10 protein-coding genes are annotated in these 14,425 nt (G+C 70.1%); 3 read left to right on the top strand and 7 right to left on the bottom strand.

Annotation, left to right across the window (positions count from 1 at the left end; translation table 11 throughout):
- Positions 1–27: 27 nt before the first annotated feature.
- From KBX26_RS00655 to KBX26_RS00640, 4 genes are all read right to left on the bottom strand, one after another.
- Positions 28–618, bottom strand: coding sequence for a DUF305 domain-containing protein (locus KBX26_RS00655; RefSeq protein ID WP_036412717.1), 591 nt, complete (start codon positions 616–618; stop codon positions 28–30).
- Positions 619–688: 70 nt separating this feature from the next.
- Positions 689–1,603 (bottom strand): DUF1996 domain-containing protein, encoded by a 915-nt coding sequence (locus tag KBX26_RS00650; protein ID WP_210864417.1) that lies wholly within the window; start codon positions 1,601–1,603, stop codon positions 689–691.
- A 242-nt stretch (positions 1,604–1,845) separates the two neighbouring features.
- A complete protein-coding gene (locus KBX26_RS00645; RefSeq protein ID WP_210864416.1) occupies positions 1,846–2,508 on the bottom strand; it encodes a C39 family peptidase in 663 nt (220 codons plus the stop codon).
- Positions 2,509–3,275: 767 nt separating this feature from the next.
- Positions 3,276–4,037 (bottom strand): SDR family oxidoreductase, encoded by a 762-nt coding sequence (locus KBX26_RS00640; RefSeq protein ID WP_210864415.1) that lies wholly within the window; start codon positions 4,035–4,037, stop codon positions 3,276–3,278.
- A 189-nt stretch (positions 4,038–4,226) separates the two neighbouring features.
- Between KBX26_RS00640 and KBX26_RS00635 the strand changes: the two genes are divergently transcribed.
- Complete coding sequence (locus KBX26_RS00635) at positions 4,227–5,120, top strand: helix-turn-helix domain-containing protein (RefSeq protein ID WP_030337156.1); 894 nt, start codon at positions 4,227–4,229, stop codon at positions 5,118–5,120.
- On the opposite strand, the gene KBX26_RS00630 is transcribed toward KBX26_RS00635, so the two are convergent.
- Positions 5,121–7,004: a Xaa-Pro dipeptidyl-peptidase gene (locus KBX26_RS00630; RefSeq protein ID WP_210862391.1), complete on the bottom strand. Its 1,884-nt coding sequence runs from the start codon at positions 7,002–7,004 to the stop codon at positions 5,121–5,123.
- A gap of 328 nt (positions 7,005–7,332) precedes the next feature.
- Between KBX26_RS00630 and KBX26_RS00625 the strand changes: the two genes are divergently transcribed.
- Positions 7,333–10,683, top strand: coding sequence for a S8 family serine peptidase (locus tag KBX26_RS00625; protein WP_210864414.1), 3,351 nt, complete (start codon positions 7,333–7,335; stop codon positions 10,681–10,683).
- A 60-nt stretch (positions 10,684–10,743) separates the two neighbouring features.
- On the opposite strand, the gene KBX26_RS00620 is transcribed toward KBX26_RS00625, so the two are convergent.
- A complete protein-coding gene (locus tag KBX26_RS00620; RefSeq protein WP_210864413.1) occupies positions 10,744–11,223 on the bottom strand; it encodes a hypothetical protein in 480 nt (159 codons plus the stop codon).
- Positions 11,224–11,291: 68 nt separating this feature from the next.
- Between KBX26_RS00620 and KBX26_RS00615 the strand changes: the two genes are divergently transcribed.
- A complete protein-coding gene (locus KBX26_RS00615) occupies positions 11,292–13,646 on the top strand; it encodes a hypothetical protein (RefSeq protein ID WP_210864412.1) in 2,355 nt (784 codons plus the stop codon).
- 192 nt (positions 13,647–13,838) lie between these two features.
- On the opposite strand, the gene KBX26_RS00610 is transcribed toward KBX26_RS00615, so the two are convergent.
- On the bottom strand, positions 13,839–14,333 hold the full coding sequence (locus KBX26_RS00610) for a DUF2231 domain-containing protein (RefSeq protein WP_030337146.1): 495 nt from the start codon (positions 14,331–14,333) through the stop codon (positions 13,839–13,841).
- Positions 14,334–14,425: the final 92 nt, after the last annotated feature.

The raw sequence follows: 14,425 nt of genomic DNA, 5'->3' as shown, positions 1-14,425 counted from the left end.
AACCTCTTGATCACCGCGGGCGGGGGTTCAGGTGGGTTCAGGTGGGAGGTGGGTGAGGTGGGTGGTGGCGTTGCGGGTTATGGCGGCAGCGAGCGCGATGGTCGCGGGCTGGACTCCGTTCTGCTGCTCCGCGGTGGCGATCCGGACCGACTGCGTCAGGTGCGCCCGCAGGTGCCCGGCGAGCAGACGGTGAAGCGGCGCCCCGGTGGCCGACCGCAGCGTCGCCAACTGCTCGGCGGTGACCATGCCCGGCATGTCGTGCCCCTCGTGCGGATTGGTCGTCGGCGCGCCAGCCTCGGCGAGTAGTTGGCGGGCGCGGTCCAGGTCCGCGCGCTGGGCGGCCGCGACCTGGGCGGCCGTTCGCCGCCAGGCCGGGTCGGTGGTGCGGGCCGGCACCAGATCGAGTACGGGCAGCAGACGTTCGGCCATCGCGGCGGTCAGTTGCAGCCAGGCGATGTCGGTCGGGTTGAACGACCCCGCCGTACCCGACGGTGTCGGCGCGACCGTCGCCGGTGGCGCGGTAACGGGTGGTGTGCCGGCCGCGTCCCGGCGCCCGGCACCGCAGCCGGCGACCAGCAGCACGGCGACGAGCAGGGCACCCGCCCTGGGTTGGCGCATCCGACTCCCTCCCCACCCGGGCGGCGGGCCCGGGATGACCGGACCCGCCGCTGAGGTGTGACCCGCTCGCTCAGATCGGTCGGCCGTCGTGACCGCACTTGATGACGGGACGGATGCAGTCCTGGACCCGACGGGCCAGCTCGGCCACCGGCCAGGCGTTGAAGAAGTCGCCGTGCATCGTGTAGCCCGGCCCGGACGCCAACCGGAACCGCGACGGGTCACCGGTGACCGGGTACCGCAGCACCTGCCGCAACTTCGGCACGTGCACCGGGTGTGTGCTCGGGCAGGCCTGGTTCACCGGGTACGCCAGGTGGCTCTTGTGGTCCGGTGAGTCGAGGTCGCGGCCGTTCCAGCACTGCGGGAAGTCCAGGTACGACTCCAGCATCGTGCCGGACGGGCAGTTGACGAAGTCCTTCGACGGCGGCACGTGTCCGGCGTGCAGGCAGGACCAGCGGGCGATGCTGTCGTTCGGCCCGGTGGCCTTCGCGTTGCCGGCGACGAGCCGCAGCCCCTGCGGGAACGGCTGGGTGTTCGCGACGACGTCGGCGCGTACGCCCTCGCCCAGGTAGTAGAACGTGGCGATCGCCGGCTCCACCGCGACGTTGTCCCGGTACAGGGTCGGCACCCAGTAGGACGAGACGTCCACCCGTGGATTGCAGGTGGTGGGGGAGTTGACCAGGTCGGGGAGCGTGGTGTTGGCGTTCGTCACGGTGCTGCCGAAGAAGCTGTGCATGTGCGAGGCCCCGGGCAGCCCGGGGAAGATGATCGGGTCGTCCGGCAACCGGTGGCTGTAGGTGCAGTCGGCGGGGAACTCGGCGACCCGGATGACGTTGGCGCCGAAGTCAGCGCCGGCTCGGCCGGTGGCGGCGTCGGCCCGGCCGGTGGCGGAGACCAGGTACGTGCCGAGGAGCATCAGCAGTGCGCCGATCGCCGTGGCGAGGCGCAGTCGGCGGGGCATGCCGGAGAGGGGTGCGGCCCTGTCCATCGTGTGACTCCTGTCGGGAGGACGGGTCAGGGACAGCTCCGGCGCCGCCGCCGAAGACAGCGGAGTGTGTCCTGGCCAGACATGGTGGTGGCTTGGTGAGCCCGAGAAGAGAGAGCGCTCTCTTCGTCCCAGCCTCACCCGTATGTCGACTCTTGTCAATACGTTCGGCAACTGGTGGAAAAGACGCCGAAGGGCCGGGCCCCGTGGTGGGGTCCGGCCCTTCGGTGTTGGTGTGGTGCGGGTCAGCTGGTGGCGTAGCCGCGGGTGGCGATCCAGTCCGCGAGGTGCTCGACGGTGACCTCGTAGGAGGCGGTGTCCGGGTTGGCGGAGTCGGCGATCTTCACCACGTTCCCGCCATCGCGGTAGCCGACGACGCTGATGTAGTGCCCGCCCTCGAAGGAGTGGATACCACCGTCGGTGTCGGTGGTGGTGCCGGCGATGTTGGCGACCACGGCCCGGCCGTCGTCGACGGTCTTCACAACGTCGGCGCGCAGCTGGTCGGTCTGCTTGTCATCCGCGGCGGGCGTGCTGATCTCCACCGACCGGTAGGCGTCGTTCTTACCGGTCTCCTTGTTCAACACCGGGGTGATGTCGTTGATGGAGTTGGTGCCGGCTTCGGTGGTGCCCATTTCCTTGGCCATGGCGTCGACGCTGATGTCCTTGCCCTGCACGGACAGGGCGTTACGGGCGGCGGCGGGGCCGCAGTAGTAGAAGTTCGGCTGGGCCTCGTAGCGCACGCCGAGCTGACGCTCGCCGTGGCCCTTGCGGTCGGTCTGGGTCTGCGACGCGGGCTTGCTGGTGTTCGGGGCGGCGAAGGCGGTGGTGACGGGGCCGGCGATGGCGCCGCCGGTGAAGGCGAGGCCGGCGGCGGTCAGGGCGGTCTTACGGATCAGATCGGTACGCATGATGGCGTGCTCCTCTGCATCGGGGGAAACCGCACAGGCACTGAACCGGGGGGTGTGCCCGTGGGGGGTGTGGCCGTGCGGGGACGTTCGCGGGGTGCCCGGCGACCCGCTGAGGGGTCGGCGTCGGGACAGGGTGTAACGGTTGGCGGTGGCGGGTCATTCCGCCTGCCCATCGGCCCTGTTGTGATGCCGGGCCTGGCTGGTTCCGCCTACCAGGGCTGGCCGGTGGTGCTCGGGCCTGGCTGGTTTCGCCTACCTGGGGCCGGCCGGTGGTGCTCGGGCCTGGCTGGTTTCGCCTACCTGGGGCCGGCCGGTGGTGCTCGGCCGTGCGGGGGGTGTAACCGTGGCGGCCGGGCGGGTGTTCCCGGCGGCTGCTCTCCACCGGGCCGGGGGCGCGGTGGTCTGCCAGGTATAACGACCCGGCCCGGCCCCCGATTCCGCCGTCGGGGTGGTCCCGACCACCCGACATCCCCACCCAAACCGGACACCGATGCCTGCCGGGCTGCCCCGACATGACGGACGAACGGGATGATCGACTCGGGTTCCTGAAAAGCGCGCTGTCCCGGTGTGGGGGATACCGCGGCTTCCTGAAAGCCGAGTGGATCACGCCCGTCTGCGCCATTTGCGCCCCCTCGACCGGGGCCGACGCGGGGGGAGACAGTGCCCGACGGAACCGGGCGACTTGGCCGGACCCGGTCCCACCCTTGGGTCACGTCGCGGGCCCGTTCGCGTGCCCCTCGACGAAGCCCTCCCGATCGGGAGGGGTGTCAGCCTTCGCGACCGGGGAACATCGCCAGGGCCTTCGCGCGCTGCGCGACGAGATCGGCGTAGGTGCCGTCACGTTCGGCCCAACGATGCATGAGAACGCCCTTCACGAGGATTTCGCGCGGGGTGGGGTTCGCCGAGAGCAGCTGCATGACCTCGGTGGCGAAGTCGTCGAGCGGCAGCGCGTGCGGGTTCACCTTCTCCTGCCCGGCTGTCGCGACGGCCGGGGGAACGAGCTCGACGACGTCGACACCGGTGCCGTCGAGCTGCGCGCGCAGCGCCTCGGAGTAGGCGTGCACCGCTGCCTTCGAGGCGGCGTAGCTGGGCATGGGCGGGAACGGCAGGAAGGCGATGCCGGAGGTGACGGTGATGAACGTGCCGGCACCCCGACCCAGCAGGTGCGGGGTGAAGGCGTCGATGACCCGGATGGTGCCGACCAGGTTGGTGTCGATCGTCGCCTGCGCCGCCCCGAAGTGCGCAGGATCGCGAAGGTCTTCGGTGAGCATGACACCCGACATCGTCACCACCGTGTCCAGTTCGGGGTAACGGGCGAGCACGGCGTCCCGGACAGCGCCGACAGAGGCGCCGTCGGTGACGTCGATGCCGAACGTGCCGAAACCTTCCGCGGCGAGCGCGGAGAGGGCCTCGGGGCTGCGACCGCCAACGGCCACGGTGCTGCCCGCCGCGGCGAACCGCCGGGCCAGCTCCCGCCCGATACCCGACGTGCCGCCGACGATGAGAACTGTGCGGTTGGAGAGATCCACGAGATCTTCCCTTCGATCCAGAGGGCGCCGACGCGTCAACTCGCGGCGCGAACAGTGATGCGCGCTGTCCTTCTCAACAACAGCGCGATCACAGTCTTGACGGAGCCCGGCGGGGGTGGCAGGGCCCCCGTTTTCCCAGGTCCCACCAGGACCCCTCTGCGCCCCGCGCACCGCACTACCGTGGTGAGCATGAGGGATGAGGAGTCGGCCGGCGGCCATCGGCTGGGCAGCTACCTCCGGGCCCGGCGCGAACTGGTCTCACCGGCGCAGGTGGGGCTCCCGACCGGCGGTCGGCGCCGCGTGCCCGGCCTGCGCCGCGAGGAGGTCGCCCTGCTCGCCGGGATCAGCCCCGACTACTACCTGCGGCTGGAACGGGGCCGGGACAGGAACCCCTCACCGCAGGTCCTCGAATCACTCGCGCGCGTCCTGCAACTCGACGACATCGAGCGGACGTATCTGCTCGACCTCGCGGCGGCGCGTCCCAGGGCACCGCGCCGCAAGCGGTCCGAGCACGTACCGGCGCGGGTGTACGAACTGCTCGCCCACCTTCAGATCCCCGCGTTCGTGGAAGGACGCGCCTTCGACGTCCTGGCCTCCAACCCGATGGCCGTGGCGCTCTCCCCGCGCCTGCGGCCCGGTCAGAACCGGCTGCGCTCGCTCCTGCTCGATCCGGAGGAACGAGCCTTCCACCAGGACTGGACGAAGGCCACCGCCGACTTCATCGCCACCCTGCGCACCACCATCGGCGACGACATCGACAACCCCCGGTTCGTCGAGCTGGTGGGCGAACTCGCGCTGTCCAGTCAGCGGTTCCGGACCCTGTGGGCCCGCCACGACGTCCGCAGCCTCGACGGGGGCACGACCACCGTCCACCACCCCGTCGTCGGTGAACTGCGCCTCCACCGGGACAAACTCCCCATCGGTGACGTCATCCTCGTCGTCTACTACCCCGACAAGGACAGCGACAGCGACGAGAAACTGCGGCTGCTCGCCGCACTCGCACACACCGAGACCGCCGACGACCACACCCGGGTGGGGCGGCCCGACGCGTCGTCGAACCGCCCCACCCGTTCCCAGAGCTGATCAGAAACCGAGGACGGCCCGCCCGCCGACCACCGGCAGTCGCAGCTCGCTGTCCTTCGGCGCGACCCGCAGCTCGGTGCCGCCCAGCGGCAGCAGGGTGTACTCCTGGTCGCTGGAGAAAACCACCACGCCGATGCGGTGGCCCGCCGGGAAGACGTAGTCCTTCGGCTCCATGGTCCACCGGTAGTCGTACAGCTTGCCCTGCTTGACCGGCTCGGTGCGGGCGGCGCTCTTGCGGTTCTGCGGGTCCATCCAGCCTCGCGTCACCACTGTCGGTGCTGCGGTCGACCCGGCCGGCCCGTAGTCGACCAGGTACGCGGTGAGGTTCGCGTCCGGCTTGTTGTCGATCGCCATCCGCAGCCGCATCTCCGGACGCCCCGAGATGCGCACGCTCTGCGTCAGCTCCGGGGAACGGTAGGCGAGGCGGTTGGCGCTCGCGGTGTCCGGATTGGACACCAGAGTGTCCGGGTGGATGGTCCGGCCCTCGTCAACGAAGCTCTGCTCGACAGTGGCCTTGGGCGGCTTGCCGGTGGTGAGGGTGCCCGGCGCGGTGGCGTCGGTGGCGGCGAAGCGCAGCCCGACCTCCCGCGCGGCCGGGTCGGGCCAGTTGGCGTACGTGGTGTAGGCGCGATCCTCGCGCTGGAGCACCGCCGTCGGCTCGTCCATGATGCCGTTGCGCACGTTCCACAACCAGAAGTCGAACCAGCGGTTCTCGGTCTGCTTGTACGTCCACGTCTGACCGCTCGGCAGGGTCACCGAGGCGCTGCTGCCCGGGCCGCCGTGCCCGCCCTGGTGCAACCAGATCTTGCGCGGCACGTGGCGCTTGGCGAGCTCGTCCCACCAGCCGGCGAAGTGTTCGGTCTTCACGTTCCAGTCGTTGAGGCCGTGCACCACGAAGACGCTGGCCTCGACGTCGCGGGCGTCGAGGTAGTCGCGGTCGCGCCAGAACGTGGAGTAGTCGCCGGTGATCCGGTCCTGCTCCTCGGTGATCTTCGCGAGCTCGTCGGCGCACTGCCCCTCGGCGCGGGCCTGTCCGGCGGTGTACTGGGCCAGGATGTCGAGGTCCTCGCCCTGGAACGTGCCGGGTGCGACGACGAGGCCGTTGGCCCGGTAGTAGTCGTACCAGCTGCTGATCGCGGAGACCGGCACGATGGTCTTGAGCCCCTTGACGCCCGTGGTGGCGACCTGGTTGGGCAGCGTCCCGTTGTAGGAGACCCCGGTCATGCCGACCGCGCCGGTGGTCCAGCCGGCGGTGACCGGGGCGCCGTTGGCGTCGTACCCCTTCGCCCGGCCGTTGAGCCAGTCGATGACGGCCTTGGTGCCGAGCGTCTCGGCCTGGTCGCCGCTGGTCGGGCAGCCGTCCGAGTCGCCGGTGCCGACGCTCTGGCCGAGCACCACCGCGTACCCGCGGGGCACGTAGTAGTCATCCAGCGAGCCGGGCAGGTTGGCCTTGGCCTGGGCCCGCTGCGTGCCCACGTCGAGCGCCCGGCGGCCGGAGCGGTCGGTCAGACCGTTCTGCGGCAGGTCGTCGACCAGCACGCTCGGGTACGGCACGTCACCCCAGGTGCCCTTGCGGTAGGGGCTGTGCTCGAAGATGACCGGCACCTTGAAGCCCTGGGTGGCGGTTTCCCGGGGACGGGAGATGTCGATGGCCACCCGGTCGAGTCGACCGTCGTGGTCGGTGTCCACCGGGGTCTGGACGAACACCCGTTCCTCGATCGCGTCGGCGAGCGAGAACACGGGTTGGGTCATGCCGTCGCTGACCACGATGCCGGTGGGCGTGGTGGGCGGGGGCGGGGCGGCAGCCGCTGGTGGGGCTGCGCTGAGCACCAGCGCGCCGGACACGCCGACGCTCAGGAGTGCCAGATGACGGGGTCGACGCATCCGCGTCTCCCTTCGGTTGGGCTGGTTGCCGGGGTCGGCGGGGGCCGATCTCGAAGATCCATTCGTCGCCATGCTAGGTCCGGTCCGGCGTCGCGTCGATCCCTTCGACCGGGTACGCACCTGTCGTCCACGCCGTCGCCGCCGGTCCGGCGGGCCGCAATCGAAACGACATCGAACTGAGCCCGTCGGCGATACAACGCCGAAATCCGCAGCGCGTGGGCCGGAAAACCCCCTCGTCAAGGGGTGCCCGCCTGGTCGTCTCCGTGCATATGATCTTGCGGGAAGTCGCCCGAAGAGGCGCTTTCGTCCACATAAGACGAGGAGCACCATGCTCAGGAAAACGCGGTGGCTGTTGGCCATCGCCGTCACGGCCACCACGCTGACCGCCCTACCGGGCGGCGCGGCCACGGCCGGACCCAGCCACATCGGTCAGACCGGCGCACCCGCAGCCACGGCCGATCCGAAGACGCACACCGTCACCCTGCTGACCGGGGACGTGGTGACCGTACGGGACACCGGACCGGGCTGCCCGCACGCCACGGTCCGGCCGGCCGACGAGAACGCGGTGATCCGCCAGACCTGTGGCCCCGACGGCCACCTGCACGTCATCCCCGCCCGCGTCGCGTCCCAGATCGGCTCGGTCCTCGACCCCGACCTCTTCGACGTCACCGCGCTGATCGCCGACGGGTACGACGACGAGAACACCCTCGAGTTGCCGCTCATCGTGCAGCCCGCCACGGCGTCGGCCCGGGTGGCCGCGCTCGGCGACGTGCTGCCGTTGCCCAGCATCGGCGCGGTCGCCGGCCGCGTACCCAAGAAGGGCCCGGCCACCGCGAAGCTGGCGACGAACTCGCTGCTCGCCGGCGCGAAGAAGGTCTGGCTCGACCGCAAGGTCCGCGCCACCGCGTTGACCGGCGGCAAGCGCGCCGACCTCGACCGCAACCTGGAGCAGATCGCCGCATCCGACGCCTGGCAGGCCGGCTGGACCGGCAAGGGGAGCACCGTCGCGGTGCTCGACACCGGCGCCGACTTCACCCACCCGGACCTGGTCGGCCGGGTCGCCGACCGGGCCGACTTCACCGCCGAGGGCGGTGACGCCGTCGACCACAACGGCCACGGTACGCACGTCGCCGCCACCATCGCCGGCACCGGCGCGGCCGCACAGGGGCATCGTCGCGGCGTGGCGCCGGACGCCAGGCTGATGATCGGCAAGGTCCTCGACGACCACGGCTCCGGCGAGGACTCCGGCATCATCGCCGGCATGGAGTGGGCCGCCGCCCGGGCCGACGTCATCAACATGAGCCTCGGCGGCAGCGACGCGGACGACGGCAACGACCCGCTCTCGCTCGCCGTCGACGGCCTGAGCAAGTCCACCGGCGTCCTCTTCGTCATCGCCGCCGGCAACAGCGGCGGCGCGATCTCCTCGCCCGGCTCCGCCGCCAGCGCGCTGACCGTCGGCGCTGTCGACCGCAACGACAATCTCGCCGACTTCTCCAGCCGCGGACCGCTGGTCACCAGCCACGTGGCGAAGCCGGAACTGGTAGCGCCCGGTGTCGACATCGTCGCCGCCCGGGCCGCCGGCACCAACCTGCAGGATCCGATCGACGAGCACTACGAGGCGATCAGCGGCACCTCGATGGCCAGCCCGCACGTGGCGGGCGCCGCCGCGCTCCTCGTCCAGCGGCACCCCGACTGGACCGGCGAGCAGATCAAGGCCGCGCTCGTCGGCGCCGCCGACCCGCTGACCGGCGTCGACGCGTACGCCGTCGGGGCCGGCCGGCTCAACGCGGCGCGGGCCCTCGGCGGCCCGACCAGCAACCAGCCGGTGGTCAACCTCGGCACCTTCGCGTACCCGCAGTCCGGGACCAGCGAGGCGAAGCTGAGCTGGACCGGCGCGGCGACCCCGGCGACGACCCACCTCGACCTCGACGTGTCGGTGGTCAACCACGACGGCCAGCCGGTGCCGCGCGGGGCGGCGTCGCTGTCGACCAACCGGGTGACGCTCAAGCGCGGTTCCACCGCCGGTACGACAGTGCGGATCGACCGCGCGGCGCTGGCCGCCCGGCCGGGCTTCTACCTGGCCACCGTCACCGCGCGCGGCCCCGGCCGCAAGCTGGTCTCGACCACCCCGGTGAGCTTCTCCGTCGAGCCGCCCAGCTATGACCTGACCATCCACACGAAGCCGCTGCCCGGGCTCAAGGACGGCGCGGAGAGCTGGATCAACCTGCTGGTCACCAACCTCGCCGACCCGGTGGTCTACTACGACGGCGCGGGCGGTGCCCCCGGAGACACCTTCACGCTGCGGGTGCCGGCCGGCCGGTACGCGATCCTCGGCTCGTCCGTCGCCTACTACGTCGACAGTGACGTGCTGGAGACCACGCTCGCCGCCGAGGCCGACCTGGACGTGCGCGGTGCCCGGAGCGTGACCCTCGACCCGGCGCGGGCCAGGGCGGTGACGGCGACTGTCGACGGGGTGCCCGCCACACCCACCAAGACCGACCTCACCAACGTCCAGACCGCGCCGAACGGGTTGTCCTGGTGGCACCAGGTCAGCGGGTACGGGTCCAAGACCACTGTCCGCACCACCGCGATGCCGAAGCCCGCTGTCGGGTCCCGGCGCAGCTGGGCGGCCGTCAACCTCGATTCGCCGGCCGGCACGGCCAAGCCGTACCGCTACAACCTGGTGCACGAGTACCCGGACGGCGTACCGGCCGACCCCGCCTTCCGGGTGGGCCGGGCCGAGCAGGCGACGCTCGCCCGCATCGATGAGCGATTCCACCAGATGGACTCGGAGGGGATGGTCACCCAGCTGATCCGCAGTGGCTTCGCGCCGGACGGGTTCCCGGTGACGCAGACCCACGAGGGGAACCTGCCGCCGAACCGCACCGACTACCTCTCGCCCGGGTTCCGCTGGGCGGACGAGGGTGTCTACGGTGGCCTGTCGGCCCAGGAGGCGCCCCGCAGCTACCAGCCGGGCAGTCAGCAGACCAAGGTCTGGGCACGCCAACCGCTGCATTCCGGCTTCTACGACGACCCGGCCGGCGTCGACCAGAGCTGCGCCACCGCGCCGTCGCGGACCCGGGGCAACCTGCACATCGACCTGGTGTCGCTGACCGACCAGCACCAGCGGGCCGACTGCCTCCAGGGCCCCTCCATCGGGGTGAACCGCAAGCTGTCGCTGTACCGCAACGGCAAGCTGGTCGAGGAACGGGACCGCCCGCTCGCCGACTTCACGGTGCCGCAGCAGCTGTCGGACTACCGGCTGACCCTCGACGTCGACACGAGCCTGATCCTGCCGATCTCCACCAAGGTCAGCACCTCGTGGACGTTCCGGTCGGCCGGGCCGGACGGGACCGCAAGCGTGCCGTTGCCGCTGCTCGCGGTGGACTACGCGCTGCCGATGGACACCAACAACCACGCCACCGGCGGTACGGCCGAGCTGGCCGTCCGGCAGGCGCACGGTGTCACGGCGCAGAAGGTGACCTCGTTCGAGGTGTGGACGTCGACAAACGACGGTGCCACCTGGACCTCGGCCCGGGTCACCAGCAGTGGCGACAGCTACCGGGTCGTGCTGCCGAAGGCCGCCGCCGGGCAGGCCGTCTCGCTGCGGGTGAAGGCCGGCGCGAACGGTGGTAGCGGCATCGACCAGACCATCATCCGGGCGTACCACGCCGGCTGACGGTCACCCCGCTGGTGCGGCCCGGGCCCTCGACCGGGCCGCACCGGCACCCCGAGACCGTCATCGGTACCGGTTGAGGACGTCACGCAGTCGGTTCTCCGGGCCCCGGACAAACAGGGCTCGGATCTCGACGAAGGGGTTGTTGCCGGGTCGGTACCTTTCGTCATCGTCCTCTTCGTACTCGTCGCGTGGATCCTCGGGCATGAGCACGAACGGTGTGCCGTCCTGGTCAGGGTGGTTCATCGGGAGTTGCGGGTTGCAGTGCCACACGGTGCCGTAGTGCCGGTTCTGCACCTCGCCGAGGTACCAGGCCGAGACTGCCACGATCGGATCCTCCTGCGCCGCGCTCACCTCCTCCCAGGTGGAGAACTGCCGCCGGAGCAGGTCTTCGAGCTGATCCAGCGACCCGGGCGTGAAGTCCCACGCGTGGCCACTCTGCTGCGCCCACCCCGGGAAGGCCGCCTCCTGCTTCGCCAGCCACGCGTTCAGCCGTGGGTTGTCGGCCCACTCCTGCTCTTCGCTCTGCCGATCGACGCTCATGGCGTTCCACCCTACGACTGTGGTGGCGCGAACGTAACGATCCCGCATCCAAAGCTATCGATCAGGTAGTGCTGGACTGCACCAGCGGCGAACTCACGCCTAGGGTGCCTGACGGCGCTGGTGACCAGATGACTACGGGGAGGCATCTGCCGCAGCGCTTCCGCTGTCTGGTCTTTCAGCCTCCCCAGACGAGGATCCAGATGAGCTACCCGACACCCAGACGTCGCCCACGCAGCCTGGCGCGAATCGCGGTGGCGGTCGCCTGCGCCAGCGTGATGACCTTCAGTGGCCTGCCTGTTCTCACCGGCGGCGTGGAGGCGGCACCGAAGGCGAAGCGCTGCGACGAGATGTACGGCGTCAGAGGCGATCCAGCGAAGCCGGGCGGACTGCCGGCGGACAGCACGATCCGTCGCGAGGCGGACTGGGACGAGTACGAGTTCGACAACCCACGGCAGGCCATGGACGGTCTGACCCTTCCCTCTGACCCGGCCGAACGCACGAAATTCCTGGACGAGATCGGCGAGGACAGCTCGCGATACAAGGAGGGCGACCCGAAGCGGGTCTACGCCACCTACAACAACAACCAGAAGAACGGCACCAGGCCGTTCGCGGGCACGTTCGACGAGTGGCTGAACGAGGTCTACATCGAGAACTACGCCCGTAACCGGCGTGGTGCCGCGTTCACCGCGAAGATCGTACGCGATCTGAACCTCGTCGGACCGGACTGGCTGTGTGAGGAGTACATCCTCGACAAGGACGGCAAGACCATCCGCAAGTACGACGCGGCCAACCACCGGACCAAGGAATTCGTCGAGTTCAAGTCCGGCGGCGCGCACGACACGAGCCAGCCGCCGAAGGACCGCGTCGTACTCAAGGACCCGAGGTACCAGGACTACAAGCTGCGGTACGCCTTCGGCCAGGAGCAGGAACCGAAGACCAGGACGGCTGTGCGGAACCTGGGCGCGGACATCGGCAACGACGCGCAGGGCAGGCCAAGGGTCACCACCTACGAGCACCGTTCCACTGCAGTCGTCCGCTACACGCCTGGCCCGCACAGCAGGTACGACTCCACCCTCAACGCCAAGCCGGGCGTGAACCAGGGCTCACGCGGCGGCGGCAACGACATGATCAACCGGTCCGCGCCGAACCCGGAGACCGCGCGCCAGCAGATCGAGCGTGCCCGTCAGTTGGACACGACCGGTCAGCGCGTGCGTGGTCCCGGCGGCGTGGACTTCTCCACCCTGGAACTGCGCTTCGTGGGCGCGCCGGTCAAGGGCGAGGGCCTGGACTATTCCTTCAGCGCCAAGAAGATGCCAGATCCGGACACCAATCCCGGTGCGGGCGGCAAGGAGAAGGCGGAGCTGGTCTCCGACTCGTTCTTCACCTGGCTCGCGCTCACCCCGGACAAGTTCTGGGTGAACCTCAACCCGGACCAACCCGACAAGATCATGGACGACCGGTTCGGCGAGACCGACGCTGGCCGCGTGCTGCTCGAAGCTGACCTGGATATGAAGCACGACTTCGCCCAGACGATGAACCCCAGCACCGACCGCGGCGCCCGCTTCTGGGACTCGCTGAGTCGGGTCGACGGACGGCCCTGCCTGCACAGCATCCGCAACTGGATCGTCCCCCAGCCGGCGCAGGTGCGGGAGCAGGACGGCGGCATCTACATCCTCGACGCGCCGCTGAAGGTCAACTCCGTTCCGCAGGAGGTCAACACGCCTGTGCCAGGCGGCACCTGCGACCTGACCAAAGCGCAGATCGAGCACAACCAGAGCCTCGTCAACACCATGATCCTCCCCGAAGTCGAGAAGAAGATCAACAACCATGCGGCGTACGCCGACCTGCGCCGGGTGTACACCTCGCGCGTCGCCGCGGAGTGGATCCGGCTGCAGGACGCGGAGAAGGCCACCGACTACCGCGCCATCATCAACAGCAACGAGGTGTCCCGATGGCCGATCCGCGGTGCGAAGTGGGACAAGAACGAAACCTGGCAGCGGTACCTGAAATCCTTCAAGGAGGGCGACTACAGCTTCGAGCGCGAGTACGGCGGCAGGGTCTACGTCTACACCGTCGGCGGCGTGGACTTCTCACAGGCACCGAAGAAGAACATCACCAAATCGGAGTTCACCACGGCGCACCCGCACCTGCCGCGCACCACGCAGACCTCCGTCAAGGCGATGACCGACGACGCCGAGACCAAGAACATCCTCTACCTCGGCGGTAACACCACCGTGAAGGCGTCCAGGGGCGGAGGCGCGACCCCCGAGCCGCCGTCCAACGACGGCGGATCGGGTGGTGGTCTGCCCATCACCGGCGACAGCCTGCCCGTCGGTCTGGTGCTCACGTTCGCTGCCGCGCTCATCGCCGTCGGCAGTGGCATGCTCTGGTGGACGCGTCGCCGTCGGCGATTCCAGAGCTAGCTGTCCCGTTCAGGTCTCCCGGCTGGGCCGGTGCCGTCTCCGGTTGCTGGTCAGCGTGTTGGCTGACCAGCAACCGGAGACCTCGGGCCCGCCCTCGACCCGGTGCCGAATCCTTCTGTCGCCGGAGGTGTCGATCCGGCGGGGCGGCGTTCCGGTCGCTGATCGCGGCCGGTCTGCTGCTCGCCTGGCGGGTCACTGGCCCTCCCAGACCGCCTTCGCCCCGGAGTCGCCGGTACGGAACACGTAGTAGACGGCGACGCCGGCGGCCACCACCGACAACACCTGCAACGCCACTGTCAGCGCAGGGGAGGGGCGCCGGTCGACGTCGCCGTCGGTCGCCCTGGGCGCGACGAACCAGACCAGTGCCAGCGCCACCACGGCCAACCCGATCGTCGCGTACAGCGTGATGTCACCGAACTCCTGATGCGCCTCAAGCTTCGGCAGGAACTCGGGAGTGACCCGGTTGGCCGCCTGCATCCGCTCGAGGAAGGCGTCGCCGGAGAGCTTCGTCAGCAGGGCGGCGATCGGCGCGCCCACCGCGAGCAGCCCCAACACCCAGCGGGTGTGCGGCCGGATCGGCGCGACCAACGCGTAGCCGACGGTCAGCAGGGCCAGCAGCGGCACGAACACCACGGCTGCGTGCAGCAGCAGAGGGTGGGCGGGGATGCCCATGAACTCCTCGAACATCGGCGTCTCCTCCTGATACCGGCCGGACGTCGATCGTCCGGGCATGGACGCTATCGGTACCGCTCGGATGTGTCAGCCCCCACGATCGCCCG

This window comes from Micromonospora sp. C97 (assembly GCF_018070385.1).
GTDB lineage: Bacteria > Actinomycetota > Actinomycetes > Mycobacteriales > Micromonosporaceae > Micromonospora > Micromonospora parva.
Note: the sequence above shows the minus strand (reverse complement) of the source record. Positions and strands in the feature narration are given on the sequence as shown.

Excerpts from the sequence above, each read along its gene's own strand:
- KBX26_RS00655 (WP_036412717.1), bottom strand. The coding sequence starts at position 618 with ATGCGCCAACCCAGGGCGGGTGCCCTGCTCGTCGCCGTGCTGCTGGTC.
- KBX26_RS00620 (WP_210864413.1), bottom strand. The coding sequence starts at position 11,223 with ATGAGCGTCGATCGGCAGAGCGAAGAGCAGGAGTGGGCCGACAACCCA.
- KBX26_RS00650 (WP_210864417.1), bottom strand. The coding sequence starts at position 1,603 with ATGGACAGGGCCGCACCCCTCTCCGGCATGCCCCGCCGACTGCGCCTC.
- KBX26_RS00625 (WP_210864414.1), top strand. The coding sequence starts at position 7,333 with ATGCTCAGGAAAACGCGGTGGCTGTTGGCCATCGCCGTCACGGCCACC.
- KBX26_RS00610 (WP_030337146.1), bottom strand. The coding sequence starts at position 14,333 with ATGTTCGAGGAGTTCATGGGCATCCCCGCCCACCCTCTGCTGCTGCAC.
- KBX26_RS00645 (WP_210864416.1), bottom strand. The coding sequence starts at position 2,508 with ATGCGTACCGATCTGATCCGTAAGACCGCCCTGACCGCCGCCGGCCTC.
- KBX26_RS00635 (WP_030337156.1), top strand. The coding sequence starts at position 4,227 with ATGAGGGATGAGGAGTCGGCCGGCGGCCATCGGCTGGGCAGCTACCTC.
- KBX26_RS00630 (WP_210862391.1), bottom strand. The coding sequence starts at position 7,004 with ATGCGTCGACCCCGTCATCTGGCACTCCTGAGCGTCGGCGTGTCCGGC.